The 22,054-nt window shown below is 71.5% G+C and carries 16 protein-coding genes; 7 read left to right on the top strand and 9 right to left on the bottom strand.

All coding sequences use genetic code 11. The features are described from left to right. Positions 1-42: 42 nt before the first annotated feature. Together larC and larB are read right to left on the bottom strand one after the other, a co-directional pair. A complete protein-coding gene (gene larC, locus DFJ64_RS09845; RefSeq protein WP_245941043.1) occupies positions 43-1,329 on the bottom strand; it encodes a nickel pincer cofactor biosynthesis protein LarC in 1,287 nt (428 codons plus the stop codon). Then, positions 1,326-2,132, bottom strand: coding sequence for a nickel pincer cofactor biosynthesis protein LarB (gene larB, locus DFJ64_RS09840; protein WP_115851955.1), 807 nt, complete (start codon positions 2,130-2,132; stop codon positions 1,326-1,328). The genes larC and larB overlap by 4 nt, the downstream gene beginning before the upstream one ends. A gap of 407 nt (positions 2,133-2,539) precedes the next feature. Between larB and DFJ64_RS09835 the strand changes: the two genes are divergently transcribed. The 5 genes from DFJ64_RS09835 to DFJ64_RS09815 all read left to right on the top strand — a co-directional run bounded on the left by DFJ64_RS09835 (position 2,540) and on the right by DFJ64_RS09815 (position 10,273). Then, the gene (locus tag DFJ64_RS09835) at positions 2,540-3,304 is read left to right on the top strand and encodes a hypothetical protein (protein WP_147304667.1); all 765 of its coding nucleotides are present in this window, start codon (positions 2,540-2,542) and stop codon (positions 3,302-3,304) included. After that, complete coding sequence (locus DFJ64_RS09830) at positions 3,301-4,905, top strand: DNA polymerase Y family protein (protein WP_115850200.1); 1,605 nt, start codon at positions 3,301-3,303, stop codon at positions 4,903-4,905. Before DFJ64_RS09835 ends, DFJ64_RS09830 begins: the two co-directional genes overlap by 4 nt. A gap of 50 nt (positions 4,906-4,955) precedes the next feature. After that, complete coding sequence (locus tag DFJ64_RS09825; protein WP_115850199.1) at positions 4,956-8,531, top strand: error-prone DNA polymerase; 3,576 nt, start codon at positions 4,956-4,958, stop codon at positions 8,529-8,531. A gap of 74 nt (positions 8,532-8,605) precedes the next feature. Beyond that, positions 8,606-9,256 (top strand): HAD-IA family hydrolase, encoded by a 651-nt coding sequence (locus DFJ64_RS09820; RefSeq protein ID WP_115850198.1) that lies wholly within the window; start codon positions 8,606-8,608, stop codon positions 9,254-9,256. Positions 9,257-9,523: 267 nt separating this feature from the next. Further along, positions 9,524-10,273, top strand: a complete 750-nt coding sequence (locus DFJ64_RS09815; RefSeq protein WP_115850197.1) for an SDR family oxidoreductase — start codon at positions 9,524-9,526, stop codon at positions 10,271-10,273. A gap of 88 nt (positions 10,274-10,361) precedes the next feature. On the opposite strand, the gene DFJ64_RS09810 is transcribed toward DFJ64_RS09815, so the two are convergent. Both DFJ64_RS09810 and DFJ64_RS09805 read right to left on the bottom strand, forming a co-directional pair. Beyond that, the gene (locus DFJ64_RS09810; protein WP_115850196.1) at positions 10,362-11,171 is read right to left on the bottom strand and encodes a siderophore-interacting protein; all 810 of its coding nucleotides are present in this window, start codon (positions 11,169-11,171) and stop codon (positions 10,362-10,364) included. Positions 11,172-11,482: 311 nt separating this feature from the next. Beyond that, positions 11,483-12,241, bottom strand: coding sequence for a peptidyl-tRNA hydrolase (locus tag DFJ64_RS09805; RefSeq protein ID WP_211310555.1), 759 nt, complete (start codon positions 12,239-12,241; stop codon positions 11,483-11,485). A 244-nt stretch (positions 12,242-12,485) separates the two neighbouring features. On the opposite strand from DFJ64_RS09805, the gene DFJ64_RS09800 reads away from it, so the two are divergent. After that, entirely contained in the window at positions 12,486-13,220 is a 735-nt protein-coding gene (locus DFJ64_RS09800) for a PIG-L deacetylase family protein (RefSeq protein WP_115850195.1), read from the top strand. On the opposite strand, the gene DFJ64_RS09795 is transcribed toward DFJ64_RS09800, so the two are convergent. The 4 genes from DFJ64_RS09795 to DFJ64_RS09780 form a co-directional block, all read right to left on the bottom strand. Then, entirely contained in the window at positions 13,217-13,660 is a 444-nt protein-coding gene (locus tag DFJ64_RS09795; protein WP_147304666.1) for a hypothetical protein, read from the bottom strand. The genes DFJ64_RS09800 and DFJ64_RS09795 overlap by 4 nt on opposite strands. 112 nt (positions 13,661-13,772) lie before the next feature. Further along, positions 13,773-14,876, bottom strand: a complete 1,104-nt coding sequence (locus DFJ64_RS09790) for a hypothetical protein (RefSeq protein WP_115850193.1) — start codon at positions 14,874-14,876, stop codon at positions 13,773-13,775. 250 nt (positions 14,877-15,126) lie between these two features. Continuing rightward, positions 15,127-15,558, bottom strand: a complete 432-nt coding sequence (locus DFJ64_RS09785) for a thiol-disulfide oxidoreductase DCC family protein (protein ID WP_115850192.1) — start codon at positions 15,556-15,558, stop codon at positions 15,127-15,129. A gap of 52 nt (positions 15,559-15,610) precedes the next feature. Beyond that, positions 15,611-16,036, bottom strand: a complete 426-nt coding sequence (locus DFJ64_RS09780; protein ID WP_115850191.1) for an ATP-binding protein — start codon at positions 16,034-16,036, stop codon at positions 15,611-15,613. A gap of 316 nt (positions 16,037-16,352) precedes the next feature. Here DFJ64_RS09780 and mycP point away from each other — a divergent pair, with 316 nt between their 5' ends. Then, positions 16,353-17,741, top strand: a complete 1,389-nt coding sequence (gene mycP, locus DFJ64_RS09775; RefSeq protein ID WP_170152566.1) for a type VII secretion-associated serine protease mycosin — start codon at positions 16,353-16,355, stop codon at positions 17,739-17,741. A gap of 50 nt (positions 17,742-17,791) precedes the next feature. Here the strand turns inward: mycP and eccCa are convergent, their stop codons facing one another. Then, positions 17,792-21,847 carry a type VII secretion protein EccCa gene (gene eccCa, locus DFJ64_RS09770; protein WP_115850189.1) on the bottom strand — a complete coding sequence of 1,352 codons (4,056 nt, stop codon included), beginning with the start codon at positions 21,845-21,847 and terminating at the stop codon, positions 17,792-17,794. Positions 21,848-22,054 lie beyond the last annotated feature (207 nt).

Below are 22,054 nucleotides of genomic sequence, written 5' to 3'. Positions count from 1 at the left end.
CTCGCCTGGCCTTCGCACTCGCTACTCGTCGCGCTCGATGGACTAGATCTCCGCGTCGTCTCTCGCGCGCGCGTGCGCCTCGGTCAAGACATCCTTGACAGGACGTCCGGTCCGCTCGGCGAGCGCGACGACGTCGTCGTACTCCGGCTGGACGTTGACGACCTTGCCGTCGTACGAGGCGACCTTGACCCGGACCAGTCCGTCCGGCAGCGCGACCGTCCTTGTCACGCGTTCCAGCGGCTGCTTGACCACCGGATAGCTGCGGACCCCGATCGCCGACGTCTCGGTGAAGATGACGCGACACACCTCGTCGACGAGATCCGGGTCGACGAGAACCGCGAGCGTATGCGCGGGCCGGCCCTTCTTCATCAGGATCGGGGTCAGCCACGCGTCGGCGGCGCCCGCCGCGAGAAGCCGGTGCAGCACCGCTGGCCAGATCCGTGGGTCGAGGTCGTCCACGTTGGTCTCGACGACGACCTGGCTCGTGGTCGCGGGTGACCTCTCACGCCCGCCAGCCACCTCGTTCGACGGCGAGGCGTCGCGGCGAGAGCTCGGGACGTCGTTGACGGGCTCGCCGAGGAGGAGACGGACGACGTTCGCCCGCCCCGGCGTGTCCCTCGTCCCGGCGCCGACCCCGTGCGCGCGGACACGCATCAGCGGCTGGGCCCCCCAGCGAGTCACGTGGGTCGCCAGCAACGCCGCACCCGTCGGCGTGCACAGCTCACCGGCAGGCGTCCCGTCACTCTCGCCGGCATACGACGGCGCTCCCGCCGCGGCGAGCAGCTCCACGACGGCGGGCACCGGCACGGGCAGCCGGCCGTGTGCGGTGCGGACGTAGCCCGAGCCGACCGCGACAGGCGAGGCGTAGATCTCGTCCACCTCCAGGTAGGCCAGGCCCGCGCAGACTCCCACGACGTCCGCGATGGCGTCGAGCGCGCCCACCTCGTGGAAATGGACCTCGTCCGGGCTCGTGGCGTGCACCCTCGCCTCCGCCTCGGCGAGCCGCCGAAACGTCTCCAACGCACGCTCGCGCACACGGTCGTCCAGCTCGGCGGCCTCGAGCAGGGCTCGGATCTCCCGCCACGTGCGCTCGTGGGTGGAATCCGTGCCCTCGACCGAGACCAGCGTGGCGGCGAGGCCGTTGCGCGTCACGAGCGCGGCCGTGACCTCGACGCCCTCCGGTGCGGCGGCGTCGACCGCCTCGGTGAGCACCTCGAGCGGGACACCCGCCGACACCAGCGCCCCGAGCAGCATGTCACCGCTGGCGCCCGAGCCACAGTCCAGCCAGGCGATCCGCCGGCCCCGCCAGCCGCGTAGAGGGTTGATCACCGCGCTCCTCCATCTCGGCGGGCCCGACGCGCCACTCGCGCGGCGAAGACGCCCGCGCCGAATCCGTTGTCGATATTCGTGACGACCACGCCTGGCGCGCAGGAGTTCAACATCGCGAGCAGCGCCGCCAAGCCTCCGAACGACGCGCCGTACCCCACGCTCGTCGGCACCGCGACGAGCGGGACACCGGTGAGCCCACCGACGACGGACGGCAACGCGCCCTCCATCCCGGCCACCACGACCAGGCAGTCAGCCTGGTCGAGCTCGTCCTTCACGGCGAGCAACCGATGGATGCCCGCCACCCCCACGTCGCTGATCTGGCGGACACCGGCGCCGAACGCGCGGGCGGTGACCGCCGCCTCCGTGGCCACCCGGGCGTCCGACGTCCCCGCCGAGACCACGCACACCAGGCCCCTGGCCTGCGGCAGTGGTCCGACCGTCACCACGCCGGCGTCCTCGCTGATCGACGCCTCCGGAAACGTCGCACGGACGGCGGCCAGCGCCTCCGGCCCGAGCCGGGTCGCCAGCGCCGCCCGGCTCGGATGCGCCTGTCGCAGTCGTCGCAGCAGCTCGACCACCTGCTCAGGCGTCTTGCCGGCGCCGTAGATGACCTCAGGATCACCGGTCCGGGCGAGCCGGTCGGTGTCGAGCCGCCCATACCCGAGATCGAGGTAGCCGGGATCGTCCCTGACGTCGTAGGTGCCGCCGGACTCGACGGTTGGCGGCACGTCGGTGGGGGCGGCCGCCCCGTCGTCGGCCGACGAGCCGGTGTCGGCCGGCGCGTCGAGGTCGCGATGGCTCATGGTGGTGACCATAGACCGCTGGCTCACGCCCGCCCCCGCCCAGATGGTGAGTGCCTCGTTCGCCGGGTTTGTCGGCCCAGGTCAGGAGGGTCGAGGACCTCGAGCCAGTTGACAATCTCGAACATGTGTTCGACCATCGAACGGTGGTCGGTTCGTCGCGGGTACGCCCCCTGGACGTCGTCCCGCCTCACCGAGACGCCGAGGCGGCCGCCTCGCGTACCGACACCGCGAGGGCCTTGTCCCATGCCGCGATGTCCCATGCCGCGATGTCCCATGCCGCGATCCGAGGGCGTCGGACCGACAGGGTAGGTCCGCCCACCGACACGACCGACACGGCGGACGTCCCACCCACCGGCCGTGGGAGTCGAGGTGTGGCTCGCCTGACCGACCGAGCGGGACGTGTCTCCGTGGCCGACCGAGCCGCCGTGCTCGCAGAGCTACGAGCCGAGCTCGCCGCCATGCCGACCGCGGCGACCGCGATCGTCCCCACCCTCCCCGCACTGGCCGCGTTCGCCGATGTGCTGCCGGAGGGCGGCCTCCGACGGGGAGCGAGCTACGTCGTCCAGGTGTCGACCACGCTCACCCTGGCCCTCCTGGCCGGACCCTCCCAGGCCGGCTCATGGTGTGGAGTCGTCGGGCTGCCCGGCCTGGGCGCGGAGGCCGCCGCCGCGACGGGCGTCGACCTCACCCGGCTGGTGCTGGTGCCCTCCCCCGGACGCCACTGGCTCACCGTGGTCGCGACCTTGGTCGACGTCCTCGACCTGGTGGTCGTCCATCCACCCAGCCCCGCCTACGACGCCGAGGCGCGCCGGCTGGCCGCCCGAGTCCGCGAACGCGGCGCGGTCCTCCTCGTCCACGGCTCCGACTGGTCCGGGTGCGAGCTGCGGCTCACGGTCACGTCGAGCCGCTGGCACGGGCTGGGCGCCGGCCACGGACAGCTGACCGCCCGCGAGGCCACCGTCGAGGCGGTCGGACGCGGCACCGGCGGTCGCCGGCGAGCGACCCGGCTGTGGCTGCCGGACAGGGACGGCCAGGTCCGCTCCCTTGCGCAGGCGGCGCCGGCAGACGACACGGACGCACGGTGCGTCCACGCGGAGAGCCCACCCTCGGTCTCGGCGCCCGTCCTGCCGTTCACCGGGCGGGTCGACGCCCTGGAGGTGCGGGCGGGATGACTCGAACCGTCGTGGTGTGGTGCCCCGACTGGCCGGTGACCGCCGCCGCACGCGAGGCCGGTCACCCCGAGGACGTCCCCCTCGCCGTCCTCGACCGCGGTCGAGTCCTCGCCTGCTCCGCGACCGCCCGTCGGGACGGCGTCCGGCGTGGCCTGCGGGTCAGGGAGGCGCAGGCCCGCTGCCCCGAGCTGGTGACGCTGCCCTACGACCCGGCCGTGGACGCCCGCGTCTTCGAGCCGGTGGTCACGCTCGTCGAGGAGCTCGCGCCCGGCGTGGAGATCATCCGGCCGGGCATCTGCGCGGTCGGCGCCCGAGGGCCGAGTCGCTACTACGGCGGATCCGACCTGGCCAAGGGCGAGCTGACCTTCGCCCAGGTCCTGCACGACCGCCTGAGCGACGCGGGATTCGGCTGCGTCGTGGGAATCGCCGACGGTCCGTTCGCGGCCGAGCAGGCGGCCCGGCTGGCTGAGCAGGCCGGCGAGACGGTCCTGGCGTTCCCGCCCGGCGAGTCCGCTCGCTGCCTGGCCCCGCTCCCGATCGACGCCCTCCGCGAGGGGCGCCTCCCAGGCCAGGCCGACGTGGACCGCTCCGACCTCATCGACCTGCTGCGGCGCTTGGGTATTCGCACCCTCGGCGCGTTCGCCGCCCTGCCGTTCAGCCAGGTCGTGACGCGGTTCGGCACCGTCGGCGCGGCCGCCCACCGGCTCGCGTCCGGCCGCGACGACCGACCGCTGGCCACCCGCCGCCCACCGCCGGAGCTGGCGACATCCGCGACCTTCGAGCCGCCACTGGAACGCGTCGACCAGGTGGCCTTCGGGATCCGTGAGGCGGCCGAGCGGCTCGTCCACGGCCTCGCCGAGCGCGACCTGGTCTGCGCCTGTCTCCGCGTCGAGATCCGGACCGAGGACGACGAACCCCGCGGCCGGCGGTGGCGCCACCCCCGGTGGTTCACCGCCGCGGACGTCGTCGACCGGGTGCGCTGGCAGCTCCAAGGCACCCGCACGACCAGCGACGGCCCGGCCGAGGAGCTGACCTCAGGCGTCGTCCGGGTCGACCTGATCCCCGACGAGGTGGCCCCCACCGGGGCCTACCAGGACGGCTTGTGGGGAGACCAGGCGCCGGACGAACGCATCCACCGGGCCTTCACCCGGATCCAGAGCATGCTGGGGCACGAGGCGGTGGTGACCGCCGTCCTCTCCGGCGGGCGAGCACCAGCCGAGCGCGTCACCTTGGTGCCGTGGGGAGACGACGCCACCCCCGCGCGGCCCACCGACGAACCGTGGCCGGGACACCTTCCGCCTCCGGCCCCCGCCACGGTCCTGCCCGAGCCGGAGCCGGTCGACGTGCTGGACGCGACCGGCCAGGTGGTGACGCTCGACGACCGGTACGGCATGTCGGCACCGTGCCAGCTCCTGGTCCGGAACGGCACGGAGCGGGAACCCGTCGTCGGCTGGGCCGGCCCTTGGCCGGTCGAGGAACGGTGGTGGGATCCCGCGACCGCCCGCCGGTACGCCCGGTTCCAGGTCGCGTGCGCCACGGGAAACGCCTACGTCCTTCTCCACGAGAAGGGCCGGTGGTGGATCGAGGCTCGCTATGACTGAGCGGCTGACCCGCGGCGAGCGGCTCACCCCGTCGACGGGAGGTGAGGTCGATGGGATGGCGTAACCCGCCGATCCCGTGGTCGGAGCTGGAGCGCAAGCTGTCCGGACGCCGACCAGGCGGCCCGCCTCCGGACGCCGACGGCGGCGACAGCCCGGCGTGGAGCTCGGTCCGCCCGCCGTACGACCCGCCGCCGGAGCTGCGTCCGCGACGCCCGCCCGGCCCGGTCGTCCCGTACGCCGAGCTGCACTGCCACTCCAACTTCAGCTTCCTCGACGGCGCCAGCCACCCCGAGGAGCTCGTCGAGGAGGCGGTGCGACTCGGCCTGCAGGCGCTGGCTCTCACCGACCACGACGGCCTCTACGGCGTGGTCCGGATGGCCGAGGCCGCGGAGGTGACCGACCTGGCCACGGTCTTCGGCGCCGAGTTGTCGCTCGGCCTGTCCAAGCCGCAGAGCGGCGTCGCCGACCCCGAAGGCCACCACCTGCTGGTCCTCGCCCGCGGGGAGGAGGGCTACCACCGTCTGGCGGGCGCGATCACCACGGCCCAGCTGCGCGGAGGGGAGAAGGGGCGACCCGTCTACGACCTCGAGGAGCTCGCCGCCCAGGCGAACGGGGAGTGGCTGGTTCTCACCGGCTGCCGGAAAGGGCTGGTCCCGTGGGCCCTGGAGACCAACGGCAGCGACGGCATGCGGGCCGCCGGCCGTGAGCTGGACCGACTGGTGGCGCTGTTCGGCCGCGACCAGGTGGTGGTCGAGCTCATCGACCACGGCTACCCCCACGACACCCAACGCAACGACGCCTTGGCGGAGCTGGCCCGGTCACGCGGGCTTCCCGTCGTCGCCACCAACAACGTCCACTACGCCACCCCCGACCGTCGACGGCTGGCCACCGCGCTCGCCGCCGTCCGCGCCCGGCGCAGCCTCGACGAGATGGACGGATGGCTGCCCGCCGCCGGGACCGCGCACCTGCGGTCGGGCGCAGAGATGGCCGCGCGGTTCGCCCGCTACCCCGGCGCGGTGGCGCGCACCGTGGAGTACGCGCGAGCCTTGGCGTTCCCGCTGCGCAAGGCCTCGCCACGACTGCCCCGGCAGGAGGTTCCCGAGGGCCACACGCCGATGAGCTGGCTGCGGGAGCTGGTGTACCGGGGCGCCGAGCGCGTCTACGGCTCCTACCAGGGCGAGCTCCGCGAAGCTGCGTACGCCAGGCTGGAGAAGGAGCTCCGGGTCATCGAGGAGAAGGACTTCCCCGGCTACTTCCTCATCGTCCACGACATCGTCGAGTTCGCGCGGAGCCGGGGAATCCTCTGCCAGGGCAGGGGATCGGCGGCCAACTCCGCGGTGTGCTACGTCCTCGGTATCACCGCGGTCGACGCCATCTTCTACGACCTGCCGTTCGAACGCTTCCTGTCCGCCACGCGGGACGAGGAGCCCGACATCGACGTCGACTTCGACGCCGACCGTCGCGAGGAGGTCATCCAGTACGTCTACGAGAAGTACGGCCGGTACAACGCCGCGCAGGTCGCCAACGTCATCACCTACCGCCCCAAGCTCGCGGTGCGGGACATGGCGAAGGCGCTCGGGTACAGCACCGGGCAGCAGGACGCCTGGTCCAAGCAGGTCGACGCGTGGGGCTCGGTCGCGACCGTGGAGAGCGACATCCCCCGACCGGTGGTGGAGCTCGCCGAGCAGCTGCTGACGTTTCCCCGCCACCTCGGTATCCACTCCGGGGGCATGGTGCTGACCGACCGCCCCGTCGGCGAGGTCTGTCCCATCGAGCACGGTCGGATGCCGGGGCGCACGGTCCTCCAATGGGACAAGGACGACTGCGCTTGGATGGGTCTCGTCAAGTTCGACTTGCTGGGGCTGGGGATGCTGGCCGTCCTCAAGTACACGATGGACGGCATCCGACGGCACCTGGGCGAGGACTGGTCGCTCGCCACCATCCCCAAGGAGGAGCCGGGCGTCTACGACATGCTGTGCCGCGCCGACTCGGTCGGGGTGTTCCAGGTGGAGAGCCGCGCCCAGATGGCCACGTTGCCCCGGCTCCGCCCTCGTCGGTTCTACGACCTCGTCATCGAGATCGCGCTCATCCGGCCCGGCCCCATCCAAGGCGGCGCCGTCCACCCCTACATCCGCCGCAAGCTGGGCAAGGAGCCGCCCACACCGCCCCACCCCACGCTCGCGCCCGTGTTGGAACGCACTCTCGGCGTTCCCCTCTTCCAAGAACAGCTCATGCAGATCGCGATGGAGGTCGGCGGGTGCAGCGCCGACGACGCCGACCTGTTGCGGCGGGCGATGGGCTCCAAGCGCGGGCTGGAGAAGATCTCCACCTTGAAGGAGAAGCTGTACGCCGGCATGGCCGCGCGCGGCATCACCGGCGAGACCGCCGACATGATCTACGAGAAGATCGAGGCGTTCGCCGACTTCGGGTTCGCGGAGAGCCACTCGATCAGCTTCGCTCTGCTCGTCTACGCGAGCGCGTGGTTCAAGCTGCACTATCCGGCGGTGTTCTTGACCGCGCTGCTGCGCGCCCAGCCGATGGGCTTCTACTCCCCGCAGACCTTGGTCGCCGACGCCCGGCGGCACGGGGTGGAGGTCCGCCACGCCGACCTCCACGCCTCCGGCGTCCACGCCGATCTGGAACCTCTCGACGGCCCGGTCGGCGCCTCGGGCGACTGCCCTCACCGGCTGGAGCCGACCGGCGACCCCGCCTGCCTGGCGGAGCAGCAGCCGCCGCCCGGTCCGTTCGACCCCGACGCGCCGGCGGACGACGCGCGGCACCGCCGCGACGGCCGGTTCGCCGTCCGTCTGGGCCTCGCGGGCATCCGGTCGATCGGCGAGGAGCTCGCGACACGGATCGTCACCGAGCGGGAGACCCACGGCCCCTACGCTGATCTGGCGGACCTGGCGCGACGGGTGGGGCTCACCACCGCCCAGATGGAGGCGCTGGCGACCGCTGGGGCGTTCAGCTGCTTCGGCCTGTCCCGTCGGGAGGCGCTGTGGCTCGCGGGCAGCGCCGCGCAAGAACGCCCGGACCACCTTCCCTCGCGCAGCCTTCCCTCGCGCAGCCTTCCCTCGCGCAGCCTTCCCTCGCGCAGCCTTCCCTCGCGCAGCACCAACGCAACGGGCTCAGCGTCGGCGGCCTCAGAGACGACGATCTCAAGGCCAGCGAGCTCGGATGAGATCCACGGACAGGTGCCGCTGCTCCCGGAGATGAGCCCAGCCGAACGGGTCATGGCGGACCTGTGGGCCACCGGCATCTCCCCCGACGACTACCCCACGCGCCACGTCCGCGACAAGCTCGACGCGATGGGGGTTGTCCCGGCCGAGCGCCTGCGCACCATCGACAACGGCCGCCGCATCGTGGTCGGTGGCGTGGTCACTCACCGACAGCGCCCCGCGACCGCGGGCGGGGTGACGTTCCTCAACCTCGAGGACGAGACCGGCATGATCAACGTCATCTGCCCGGCGGCGGTGTGGGAGCGGCACCGGCGGATCGCCCGCGAGTCACCAGCCCTGCTCGTGCGCGGGCGGCTCGAGCGCGCCGAAGGCGTCACCAACCTCGTCGCCGAGAAGTTCGCCCGACTGCCGCTCACGATCCGCACCATGTCTCGCGACTTCCACTGAGTCCCGTGACTTCCACGGACCGTGTCCGTCACCGGACGGCAGCGACCGTCTCGTCAGCTGACAGGATGTCGACTATGGCCGCCCGCTCGTCCCGATCGTTCGACGCGATCCTGTGTGACGTCGACGGCGTCGTGCGCCTGTGGGGCGACGGGATGGAACAGCTCGACGCGGCGTACGGACTCCCAGCGGGTACGCTCGCCGCCCACGCGTTCGCTCCCCACCGGTTGTACCCGGCGATCACGGGCCAGGTGACGGACGAGGAGTGGCGGGAGTCGGTCGCCTACGACCTCGCCACACCCTGCGGCTCGCTCGACCGCGCGCGACGACTGGTCAAGGACTGGTCGGCCCTCGTCGGCGAGGTCGACCACACCGTCCTCGACCTGCTCACGGCTGCTCGGCGACACGTGCCGGTCGCCCTGGTGTCCAACGCGACCACCCGGTTGGAGCACGACCTGGCCTCGCTCGGCCTCCTCGACGCGGTGGACGCCGTCGTCAACACCGCACGGCTCGGCGTCTGCAAACCCGACGTCCGGGTGATGCGACACGCGGCCGAACGTCTGGGAGTGACGCCTGACCGCTGCCTGTTCGTGGACGACAGCGCCGAGAACGTCGAGGCCGCCCGGACGCTGGGCATGACCGGCGTGGTCTACCGGTCGCCCGAGGATTTGCGCACCGCCCTGGCCTGGCTGCTCTCCCAAGGCTCCGTGGAGTCATCCGCTCCCTGACCCGGACAGGAGCCACGACCGACGCACCACCCATCCGCACGTCAGCCATCGGCATGAGCCATCCGCAGATCGGCTATTCGCACGCGAGGTCGGGCACAAATCCCCTGGGCGGGCTCGAGCACCCGGTGATGGCGTGGAAGGCAACACCCCATCCGACGCGTGACGTGGGTTCCGCCACGCACGGGATTGCCACACCACGCAGGTTGTCACACCACGCGGGTTGTCACACCACGCGGGTTGTCACATCACACAAGTTGATGGTCAGACATGAGAATCGTCATCATTGGTGGGACTGGGCTCATCGGCCGGCACGTCGTCGAGAACCTGTGCGCGCGAGGTCACGAGGCCGTGCCCGCCTCACCGAACACCGGGGTCAACACCATCTCCGGTGAAGGCCTGGATGCAGCGCTCACGGGTGCGCACGTCGTCGTTGACGTGACCAATTCGCCGTCTTTCGACGACGCCGCGGTGCTCGAGTTCTTCGAGACTTCCGGCCGAAACCTGCTCGAGGCCGAGGAGCGGGCAGACGTCGGGCACCACGTCGCGCTCACCGTCGTCGGCGCCGACCGGGTACCCGACAGCGGATACATGCGCGCCAAGCTCGTACAGGAGGAGCTGATCCGCAGGGCCTCCCGGCCGTACACGATCGTTCGCTCCACCCAGTTCTTCGAGTTCATGCGCGCCACCGCCGACGCGGCCACCGAGGGCGACACCGTGCGCGTTCCGACGGCCAAGCTCCAGCCGATCGCGGCCAGGGACGTCGCCACCGCGGTGACCGACGTCGCCGTCTCGCATCCAGTGAACGGAGTCATCGAGATCGCCGGGCCGGAGAAGATCCCGTTCGCCGAGCTGATCCGCCGCGTCCTCGCCATCGCCGACGACCCGCGCGAGGTCGTCGACGACGAGCATGCCCGCTACTTCGGAACCGAGCTGGCCGACACCTCGCTGACGCCCGGCCCGAACGCGCGCCTGGGCACGACGACCTTCGCGGAATGGCTCGCCCTCCACCGGAGATAGCCGCGGCCGCTCGACCAGCGGAGCCTCAGGCGTGCCCCGGGTTTGTCGCCGGCTCCCGGCGGAGCCGACCGGCGCACCCTGAGCGCGGTCAGGAACGTCGGGCCGTCCGAGCGTCGTACTCGGCGTACGCGTCGTCCTCGGTACGCCCACGACGCCAGTACCCCGCGAAGTACAGGTCGTGGCGGGCGACGCCGCGCTCGTTGACGAGGTGCCGACGCAGTGAGCGCACCATCGACGACTCACCGCCAAGCCACACGTAGGGACGGCCGGCGGGGAAGGTCGCGGCCCGGACAGCGTCGAGGAGCGGCTGTGCGCCCGGCACTGCGTGGTCACGGTAGAGCCACGTGAGCGTCACGTCGCCGCGCGTCTCGATCCACTGGCGGGCGCTCTCGTCCGGCACCTCGACGAACACCAGCGCCCGGGTTCCGGCCGGCAGCGACTCGAGGATCGCGCCGATCGCCGGCAGAGCGGTCTCGTCCCCGGCGATGAGCTGCCAGTCCGTGCCGAAGGTCGGCTCGTAGTCGGCCCACGGGCCGAAGAAGAGCAGCGGGTCGCCGGGCTTGGCACGCATCGCCCAGCGACTGCCCGGACCTTCGTCACCGTGCAGCACGAAGTCGATGTCGACCTCGCCGACCTCCGGACGGTGCCGCCGGATCGTGTAGGTGCGGATGTACGGGCGAACCTCCAGCGGCATCGCGCGGTAGATGGAGTACCAGTCGGCCGGCGGCCGCGCGAGCGGAACCGGGTCGGGCTGGCCCTCGCGCGGGAGGAAGATCTTGATCCGCTGGTCGGGCCCGTCGCTCACGAAGCCGGTGAGGTCCTCGCCGGCCAGGGTGATGCGAGCCAGGTGGGGGTTGAGTCGCTGGACCGCGCGGACGTGGGTCCGAAAGAACGCCATCTCAGGAGCCGGTCGCTGGCGTACTGGCCTCGACGGCGCCCTCTCAGTCGTGACGGTCATACGCACCCGGCTCCATCCCTCGGCGGTCTGACGTAAGTAAGCCTTACCTAAGTAGACCATACGCGCGGCGAGTGCTCGCACGGGGTGGGTTCCGTCGATGGCCGACCTGTTCCGGCCGTCCTGGACTGTTCCAGTCGCTGGACTGTTCCGGCCGTGCTGGAGTTCCGGCGACGAGAGCCCGCGCCACGGCCCCACCGTCCGGTCACTCACGGAGGAGGCGCGCAAGCAGAGGCGAGCCGCGGTGAGGTCCGTCACACGTGTGGCGGAGCGGCGAACGTGGCGGCGCAGGTCTGGGTCCCGGGAGTCACTTCGGTGTAGCCGGCGTCCCGCACGACGACGGCGGCCACGTGACGCGTCACCCACGCCCACTGGTCGGGTGTGGACTCGACGATGCGAACCGGGAAGTCGGCTGCGGCCCAGGAGAGCGCCTGGTCGAGGTGCAGCAGCGCGAGCTGTGCCGCGTGACCGACCTGCGCGCACGCCTTGCCGGTCGAGAGGCGAAGGTCCGGTGCGAGGAGGATCGTGAGGACCGGGCCCGACGTGGAAGGCGGGAACGGACCGGGCTGGCGCTCCGGATCGGCCGCCAGGTCCAGACCCGCGACCTGGAGCTTCGCGACCTCCAACGGCGCCTGCCGGACTGGGTGCGGCAGCAGAGCCCGCACCTGCGCTCCGTTCACCTCGACGGTGACGCCCGGCAGGGCCTCGACGTCCCGCCACCGCACTCCCCGCGCCCGGCGGACGACCTTGCGGATGCGACCATCCATCCAGCGGGCAAGCGGGGTGTGCCAGGGCCGACCTGGTGCGGTGTGGGGGTGCGAGAGCAGCCGGACGACGCTGAGCGCGGCGGCGTCGAGGGCACGCCAGTGGTCCGGCGGCGTGGTCTTCTCGACCCGGACGACGAGCGGCATCGCCCACGGCTCGGCGTCGTCCCGCTCCGTCCGGCGCGCCCAGTCCGACGACGTCCACCGTGCGCGCCAGTGCTCGACGGCGGCCGCCTCGAAAGACCACACGGCGTCCCAGTATCGCCACCGCTCTGGCAGGCTCCCCAGCTCGCCGCGTCTGCTCGGAGGACATCGGAGGACAGAGGACATGACCTTTCATGGGGTCTGGGCGGCCGCAGCGAGGTCTCCTGCGGACTCGTGTGGCGCCGTGAGTGACCGAAGCGTCCGCGAGGATGGAGCGGCGGCCACGCCGCCGCGGCGCCTGCCCAGAGTGACAGCCATCGTGGACAGCTATCGCAGAGTGAGGAGTCCCATGACCGACCAGCCGCTCGCACCCATGCCGGACGACTGGCAGCGCTGCTTGGCCATCGTCGCCCACCCCGATGACCTGGAGTACGGCGCGGCGGCGGCGATCGCGTCCTGGACGGCGGCCGGCAAGGACGTCGCCTACCTGCTCGTCACCCGAGGCGAGGCCGGCATCGACGGGATACCACCCGAGCAGGCCGCTCCTGTGCGCGAGCGAGAGCAGCGGGCCAGCGCGGCCGTCGTCGGCGTGGACTCGGTCGAGTTCCTCGACTATCGGGACGGCGTGATCGAGGAATCGCTCCAGCTCCGCCGGGACCTGGCCGCCGCCATCCGCCGGCATCGCCCGGAGCTCGTCCTCACCCTCAACTACCACGACACCTGGGAGCCCGGCGGGTGGAACACCCCCGACCACCGGGCGGTAGGTCGCGCCACGCTCGACGCCGTGGGCGACGCGGGCAACCGATGGATCTTCCCTGAGCTCGCCGACCGTGGCCTCGAGCCGTGGAATGGTGTTCGCTGGGTCGCGGTGGCCGCCTCACCGCGAGCGACCCACGCGGTGGACGTGACCGACACACTCGAGCGCGGCATCGCCTCGCTCGCCGAGCACCGCGCCTACATCGCCGGGCTCACCGACCAGGACCCACACGAGTACGCCCGCGACCTGCTCCTCGGTTTCGCGCGAGCGGTCGCGCCCCGGTTCTCCGGTCGGCTCGCGGTGTCCTTCGAGCTCGTCAGCCGCTAGGCCGAACCTCGGCCACGACGCTGGGCGGCGGCGACAGCGGCCACGGCGACGGCGAGGCGGGCGTCCCGAGTCGGTCCAGGATGCGCCTCGGACACGAAGCCCACGAGGTGTCGGCGCTGTGCGGCATCGAGCACCGCGAGGTCGAGGCCAGCGGCGTCGAGGGCGCTCGCGAGGTCGGGCGGCACTCTCCCGCCACGTTCCCGCGAGCGCAGGAGGAGCCGACCCTCCCAACGGTCCGGCAGGCTCGGCTCACCGGCCAAGGGCCACACGGTCGTCACGTCGTCGAGCGTGAGGACACGGACCCGCACGACGGTCGTACCGTCCGCAAGCGCCAGCTCCGCGACCTGGTAGCTGTCGTAGCCGACGAGCCGCTCCTCGAGCACGTAGGCCCGCGCACCCTCGTCGCCCAGACGGACGTCGTCGTATCGGTGACCGTGCACGACCACCGTGGACGTCTCTCGTCGGCGGTGCTCTTGCCGGTGGGGTGCGGTCGACACCTCCCCGACGGACGTCGCCTCCGTCCTCACCGGCGCCCCGCTCACAGCCGGCCCCTTACCGGCACGGCCCCGTCAAGGCCGCGCCCGCGAAGGTCGTGTACCACAGCGGTCGGTAGCAGCGCCATCGTTCGGGGACCAGGCCGAGCGGTGCCGCGCACTCCTCCAGATCACGCCGGATGCGCACGTAGTAGCCGAGGTCATCCGCGCCGGGCGCGCGCAGCAGGTCCATGAGCGCCGTGTGGGACTGGTACACCTGCACCGACGGGAACACCGTGACGTGCGGCAGGAGCTCGCGCAGGAAGTCCCGCATCTGCTCGTACGGGTCCAGACCGACGATGTAGGTGAACGACGTGTCGAGTCCGGCGCCCCGAGCACGCGCGAGCAGGTCCGGCATCTGCTCCGGCCGCAGGCTCGCCTTGCTGGTCTTGAGCAGGATGTCCCGCCGGGACACGCACTCCGCGGTGAGGTGCAGCACGAACGGCGCGACCTCCTCAGCGATCCGCTCGAACGCCTCCGTGCTCCTCACCACCGAGGTGAGCAGCCCGATCCGGGGATGCAAGCCGTGCTCGGTCAGCACCCGACGTACCGTGCGCAGGTGGTCCAACGCCGCCGCTTCGGTGTGGAAGCACCCCGTTGAGATCGTGATGTCTTCCAGGTCGGTGAGGGATCCCCCTTCGGGGAGTTCCGTCGCGAGCGCGGCGAGCAGCGCGGCGATCTCGTCGTCGAGCCGAAGGCGGGGATCGACGGCATCTTCGAGCGCCGTCGGGCAGAAGGCACAGCCGGTGCAACGGCTGCGCGAGTTCGGATTCAAGGTGGCCGCACGCCACCGCCGCCCGTCCCAGCACCGGAGGTAGCCGGCCACCGCATCGTCGTTCACCCGCCGCTCCACCGTCGCCACCGGCTGTCCGTCCACGACCAAGGTGTCACCGACGAGCTCGAACGGCGAGCTGGCACGGCCGGACGGGACGACGACGAGCCGGGGCTCCTCGTCACCGTGCACCCGGAGAAGGACCCGAACTCGCGATCCGACCGCTGACCGGAGACCGTGGACGTTGAGCGCCAGGAGGAGCAGGTCGGTCCAGGGAACGTCGTAGGCCCTGGCCAGGCCGGCCCAGCGGGCCACCGAGCCCGTCACGCTGGCCGGGAGCGTGCCAGTCATGGGACGTGATCCCTTCCGTTGACTCACCACAGTGGCACCGAGAGGGCGTCGTGCCGCGGGAGGGCACCCTGGAGCGGCGGTCACTCCGTAGACGTCGCGACCCGGCGAAACGTTCCCTACGGGGGCGAACCGGGCATCCTGGCCTCTCACATCGCGCGACCGTGGTTCACCACAGTGTGTGCGGCGACCCTCTCGCCTCGTGCGCGCCACGCCGCACGAGGCCGTCGGCCGTCCGCGGGGGGCGACCACCTCAGCGACCTTCTCCGCGGTCGCCACCGGGGCGCCTCTCCACCGGTAGCGCACACGCCGGCGTACCTCCAGGCAGCCGGTGTCGGTTGCGGGCGATGAGCCAATAGAGCCCGGAGCCCAGCCATCGAACCGGTGGGAGGGACAGCAGCACGCCCAGCGGGCGCCAACCACGACGACCCGTCCGCAGCACCCGCGCGACCGCCGCCACGCCGCCCTCGACTCGACCATCCGTTCCGACCCAGAGCACCTCGCGCTCAGCGCGGCTCGGCGTCGTTCCCAAGGCGGCGTGATCAGCCAGCTGCCAGGGAATCAGCGTCGCGGACGTCCCCACCCACCGGTCGAGCAGCTCCGCGGACCAGGTGCAGAAACCGCAGTCACCGTCGTAGAGGAGGACTGGCCGTCGCCCCTGCTCAGGAGACTGCGCGGGTGCCATGACTCCATCGTGCCGGACCGGCCACGGGGAACCGCTTGCCTAGACGGCCCGCTCACTCCGACGAGCGAAGCGGAAGGATCGCGTAGACGGTGGTGGACTCGCCGTCACGGCGCACGCCCCACGCGCTCGACAGCTCGTCGACGATGGCGAGACCACGCCCACCGAGGGCGGACGGAGGCAGGTCGAGCATGCGCGGATGGGTGGGCCCACCGCCATCGGTCACGGAGATCTCCAGACCGTCCCGCTCTCGAGTCCACGCCACCCGGAGGGTTCCCGCCGGCAGAGGACGTGCGTGGCGGAGCGCGTTGCCCACGAGCTCGCTCAACACCAGCAAGGCGTCGTGGGCATCGTCGTCAGATGTGCCCGCTTCACGTAGGTCGGCTTCGAGCCGACGCCGCGCCGTCCGCGCACTGCCCACCTCGAAGGGCAGCTCCAAGACAGTCGCGGCCGCCGAGCTCTCGACCTGGGCCACCGTCACGCCTTCTCCTTCGACCTCCGCTCGCCCCGCTCCACCCCGCCTGCGCTCCACGCACGACGATCTGCTTCCCTGGGTCGTCCGTCGGGAAACCCCTTCCCCACGCCCAGGGAGCGTCGTTCGGCACGCACGAGCGCTCGGTGAACCCGACGACGGAGGCGAGCACGCCGGGCTTCGGACCCGATCTATCCTCCCATTGCCGGTACTCTCGCACACCGTGAGGTGGTCGAGGCGAGCGGTCACGCGAGCGACAGGGATGCTGCTGGGGCTGGTCCCAGTCACAGGATTGCTCTCCGTACAGCCGCACACCGGCCCATCGGTGGCCGACTCCGGCCTCGCCCGTCCCGTCGCGGCGAGCCACCGTCCTGCTGAACGCCCAGCCCTCACCGTCGCCGCGGACGCCGCCGCAGGTGCGACGCACGACCGGTCGCTCGTCACGGCATCCTTCGACGACCCCGCCCCCGACGGGACCACGACGCCCGACGAGCCCGCCAGCCGCCCGGATCCCAGCCCTTCCGACTCCTACAACCGTCCCGCGCTGACCCCCACCAACCCCGCGCTGCTCACCGGGTTCTGCCGTAACCAACGGGCCCAACCCACTTTCCGGCGAACCCCCTGGCAGCAGACCCGTCTCCAGCTCCACCGCGCCCACGCCTTCGCCACCGGCCGCGGGGTCACCGTCGCGGTCGTCGACACCGGGGTCGACGTGGAGAACCCACAGCTCGCTGGCAAGCTCGACCCCGACATGACGCCCGCGAGCTTCGTCTCGCTGGAAGACGACGCCGTCCCGCCGACGAGAGACTGCGACGGCCACGGCACCGTCGTGGCGGGCATCATCGCCGGCCGCGAGTTCCCCGACCTCCGGTTCCTCGGTGTGGCGCCGCACGCGCGGATCCTGCCCGTCCGTGTCTCGTCGGGAAGCGAGTCGGGCTCGGCGGACCAGCTCGCGGCGGGCATCTACTGGGCGGTCGACCAAGGCGCCGACATCATCAACGTCTCCGTCGTCACCATGAGCCCACGCGGAACCCTCCGCGATGCCGTGCGCTACGCGCTTCGCAAGGGCGTCGTGGTGGTGACGGCGGCCGGCAACACCGGCGGCCAGGCCGGCAACGCGCCGACCTGGCCCGCGGCGTTCGCCGCTGAGGAGGGCTTCGAGGGCCTCATCGTCGTCGGAGCTGTCGACCAGGCTGGCCAGGCCACCGACTTCACGACCACGTCGGTCCCCATCACGGTGGTCGCGCCCGGGGACGGGGTGGTGAGCACCGCTCCGCGACTGGGCCACCTGACGAACCAGCAGGGCACGAGCTTCGCAGCGCCGTTCGTCTCCGGCGTCGCGGCACTCCTGCTGGAACGGTTCGGCACGGAGCTCAGCCCGATCGAGGTGAAGCGTCGGCTGCAGCTGACCGCCGACCATCCAGGCCTCGACCTCCCCGACCCCCGGTACGGCTGGGGTGTCGTCAATCCGACGGAGGCGTTGACGGCCATCCTGCCGGAAGGGGCCACGCTGCCCACCCCTCGCCAGGAGCCCGGCATCGCGCCGATCGCGGCGCCGCCCGCACCTGACCCGCTGCCTCGCGTCGTCGCGCTCAGCGTCGCCGGTGGTGCTGTGGGGTTCGTCGCCGTGGTGCTCGGCGGGGTGGCCATCTACCGGCGGGGACGGGAACGGCGCTGGCGCCCTGGCGCCGTCCCGCCCGAGCCCACCGCCTAGGTCAGCCGCGGCGGTCGACCGACTCACGAGCCTCGAGGAAGACTCGCGACTCAGACGCTGCCGTCGCGGATGATCTCGGCGGTCTGGATGAGCTTGGTACCGAGGCGTCGACTCACGAGCGTGCCCCGGCCCGGTGGCAGCGGCTTGCCGCGGACACCACCCCAGAGCTGGCCCTCGTCCTTGTTCCCGGACATGATGAGGCCCGGGTTGCCCATGTCGCGGATCCGCTGGATCACCGGGTCGTACATCGCTCGTCCGGCGCCACCGAACCCACGGGCGATGATGACGTGCAAGCCGATGTCGCGGGCCTGGCTCACGAGATCGGCGATGGGCGCCAGTGGGTTCCCACTCGACGTGGCGACGAGCTCGTAGTCGTCGACGATGAGGTAGAGCTCAGCACCCTGCCACCAGCTTCGGTTGCGGAGCTGTTCGGGTGTGACGTCCGGGCCGGGCAGCCGCTTGCGCAACGCCGCCGCGGTGTCCCTGAGCAGCGACGTCGCGGCGTCCGAGGACGGCGCGAACCCGATGAGGTGGTCCCCCTTCACGGCGTCGAGCAACGACCGCTGGTAGTCGACGATGATGATCCGCGCTTCCTTCGGGTCCTTACGGGCGACGATCCCCTTCGCGATGATCTCGAGCAAGTTGGACTTGCCGCACTCGGTCGCCCCGAACACGACGAAGTGTGGCTCCTCGTCGAAGTTGAGGTAGACCGGCGCCAGCTCGTCCTCGTCGATCCCGATCGGGACACCGGGGAGCGGGTCGGATCCCGGCGTCGGCAGGGTGTGGAACGGCAGGTGCTCGGGGAGCAGCCGCACCGGCGGCGCCGGCTCCCCACGCCAGGCTTTCGACACCGCCTCACACATCGCCTTGACACCGTCGGCGAGGTCGTCGGCGCTGGTGACACCGTCGATGCGCGGAAGCGCGGTGAGGAAGTGCAGCTTGTCCGGCGAGAGACCGCGACCGGGCCGGTTGGCCGGCACGTTGGCCGCGACCCTCCGGTCGATCTCGGAGTCGTACGGGTCACCGAGCTTGAGCTCGAGTCGGGTCTGGATGAGGTCCTTGATGGCCATCCTGAACTCCGACCACTTGTTCGCCGTCGCCACGACGTGAATGCCGAAGCCGAGACCACGCGCGGCGAGCTGGGTGATCTGGTTCTCGATGGCCTCGTAGTCGGACCGAACCGTGCCCCAGCCGTCCACGACGAGGAAGACGTCGGGGGCGAACCGGTCGGGCGGGATCCTGCCCTCGCGGCGCAGTCGCCGGTACGTCGCGATCGAGTCGATGCCGGCTTCGGTGAAGGCGCGCTCGCGCTGCTCCAGCAGGGTCGTCATCTCACCCACGGTTCGCCGGATCGCGTCCGCGTCCAGCCGGGTCGCGACCCCACCGACGTGGGGCAGGCCGAGCAGGCCGGGGAGAGTACCGCCACCGAAGTCGAGGCAGTAGAACTGCACCTCGTCCGGCCGGTGCGTGAGCGCCAACGCCGTGATGAGGGTCCGGAGCGCGGTGCTCTTACCGCTCTGCGGTCCACCCACGATGGCCACGTGCCCGCCCGCGCCGGACAGGTCCAGCCACAGCGGGTCACGCCGCTGGTGGTACGGCTTGTCGACGAGCGCCACCGGCGCCTGCAGCCGACCACGCCCCTCCCACGCGACGGTGAGCCCGTGCTCCTCGGTGACCTCCAGCGGGCCGGGTAGCAGCTGGTCGATCGTGGGAGGCTCGTTCAGCGGTGGCAGCCAGACCTGGTGGGCGGCTCGTCCCAGACGCTGGAGCTGCTCGACGACGAGGTCGACCAAGACCTTGGGCTCACGACCGTCCGGCTGAGCCTGGACTGGCGCCTGGGGCTCGGGCTCGGGTGGCACCTCGACGATGGTGGGTTCGACGTAGTCCGTCGTGTACGCCGTGATCTGGGGAACCCAGCGCTTCTCGCCGGGCTTGGCCGGCCGCTTCTTCTGCGCGGCCCGGACGCTCGGCGGCTGGTAGATGCCACCGACGTAGCACGCCTTGAAGCGAACGAGGTCCTCAGTGCCCACCTTGAGGTAACCACCACCAGGCTCGCGCGGCAGCTCGTAGGCGTCGGGGACACCGAGGACGGCCCGGCTCTCGGCGGCTGAGAAGGTCCGCAGACCGATGCGGTAGGACAGGTGCGTGTCCAGGCCGCGCAGGCGCCCCGCCTCCAGACGCTGCGACGCCAACAAGAGGTGGACGCCGAGGCTTCGACCCAACCGCCCGATCATCACGAACAGCTCGATGAACTCGGGCTTGGCCGAGAGCAGCTCGCTGAACTCGTCGACCACGATCCACAACGACGGCAGCGGGTCGAGCGGCTTGCCCTTGGCCCGGTCCTCCTCGTAGTCGCGGAGGGATCCGTAGTTGCCGGCGTGCCGGAGCAGCTCCTGCCGCCGGTTCATCTCACCGGCGAGCGCGTCCTGCATCCGGTCGACGAGGATGAGCTCCTCCTCGAGGTTCGTGATGACCGCCGAGACGTGCGGGAGGCTGTCCAGCCCCAGGAACGTCGCACCACCCTTGAAGTCGACGAGGACGAAGTTGAGGACGTCGGGCGAGTGCGTCACCGCCATGCCGAGCACGAGCGTGCGCAGCACCTCCGACTTACCGGAACCGGTGGCGCCGATCACGAGGCCGTGGGGGCCCATGCCTCCTTGCGCGGACTCCTTGATGTCGAGCTCGACCGGCTGACCGTCCGGGGTGAGCCCGAACGGGATCCGCAGCCGCTCGTGTCGCGGCCGCGGCTTCCAGATCACCTCTGGGTCGAGGTTGTAGGCGTCGGGGATGCCGAGGAGGCTCATCAACTCCAGTTCGTACTGGGGCTTCTCCTCGACCTCCTCCGCCTCGGTGGCCGCAGCCCCTCCACCCGCCCGGGTGGTCGACCGCAGGGGCGCGAGCTGACGGGCGAACGCCTCGGACTGCAGCACCGTCAGCTTGTCCGGCCGACCGAGCAGCGTCTCCCGCTCCGAACCATCCCGGTCGACGCTGATGTGGAAGACCTCGTCACTGGTGACCCGCAACCGCATGACGCCGTCACCGGGCCGGCGCACGGCGTTGCCGGTGAGGTCGACCAGGGTGACACCCTGGGGCGGAGCGTTGAGCAGCTTGGAGTCGTGGCTGACGTGGCCGCCGTCCACGATGACGACGACGTGCGGCTGGTCGGTGAGTGGCTTGGCATTGGGGGCGAAGAAGGGACGGTTGCCGAGCTGGTCGGCGAGCAGACGCTCGAGGTCCGACAGCGACGAGCCGACGAGGCGGACGTGGCCCGCGCCGTCCGTGTGGGTGGGATGCAACGCGTGCGGGAGCCACTTGACCCAGTCCCATTCCGCGCGCCGGTCCGGCGCCAGACACATGGCCACCATCAGCTCGTGGGGCGCGTGGAACGCCGCAAGGTGGGCGAGCATCGCCCGCATCAAGGACCGGATAGCCTCCGGGTCGCCGTCGAGACGGACGTGCGCGAACGCCCGAAGGTTCACCGCGATGGGCACGTCCCGGACCGTGCGGTGAGTCTGGATGAACCTCCGCAGCGCGCCGGCGGCGACCGGCTCGAGGTCCTCGACCGGCTTGGTCTCGGGAGCGATGAGCTTGAGGACGAAGCGCTGCGACCCACGAGCCAGGCGGACGTGGCCGAAGTCGTTGTCGACCGGGCGCCGCTCCCACAGGCGACGGCTGAGGGGGAGCACCCACAGGGAGTCGGGATCGGGGTAGCGCCACTCAAGGGCCTCGCGCTGGCGGCTCGCCGCGGTCTGCACTCGCTTGCGGACCTGCTTGAGGTAGCGCAGGTAGTCCCGACGACTCGCGTCGACCTGGTGCTTGCGCTCACCGCCCCTGCCGCCACCGCTCAGCTGGCTCAGGTACATCCCGAGCATGGAGACGGCCATCGTGGCGCTCATGATCATGCGGATGCCCTGGCCGCCTCCGCTCGACATGATGAACGCCATGACGGCGGCGCCACCCAGCATCGGAAGGAGACCGAACAAGCGCTGCATGGCACTGCCCGGGGTGACCTCGGGCAGCTCCGGCGGCGCCTCGAAGAGGATCTCCCCCTTGGGCATCGCCGGTGGCGGCTTGCGGCCTGGTCGGCGGTAGAGCACCGTGCTCACGCGGCTGTTCCTCCTCTGCGGTGGCCCGCCTTTCGACGGCCGGACGAGGACCGACGTTCGAGGCCGGCCTCGTCCCTCACCCACGGCTGGCCGCCCTCGCGGCACCCAGCGTCGGACGAGGTCACTTGAGTACCTGTGCCAGTCCTACCTCGGCCGGCTGGACCCCGGCTTCCCGCCTCCGCGGTGAGTGATCGAAACGCTGACCCG

Origin of the sequence: Thermasporomyces composti (assembly GCF_003386795.1) — a bacterium.
Classification (GTDB): domain Bacteria; phylum Actinomycetota; class Actinomycetes; order Propionibacteriales; family Actinopolymorphaceae; genus Thermasporomyces; species Thermasporomyces composti.
This window is presented reverse-complemented; position numbering and strand designations above follow the sequence as displayed.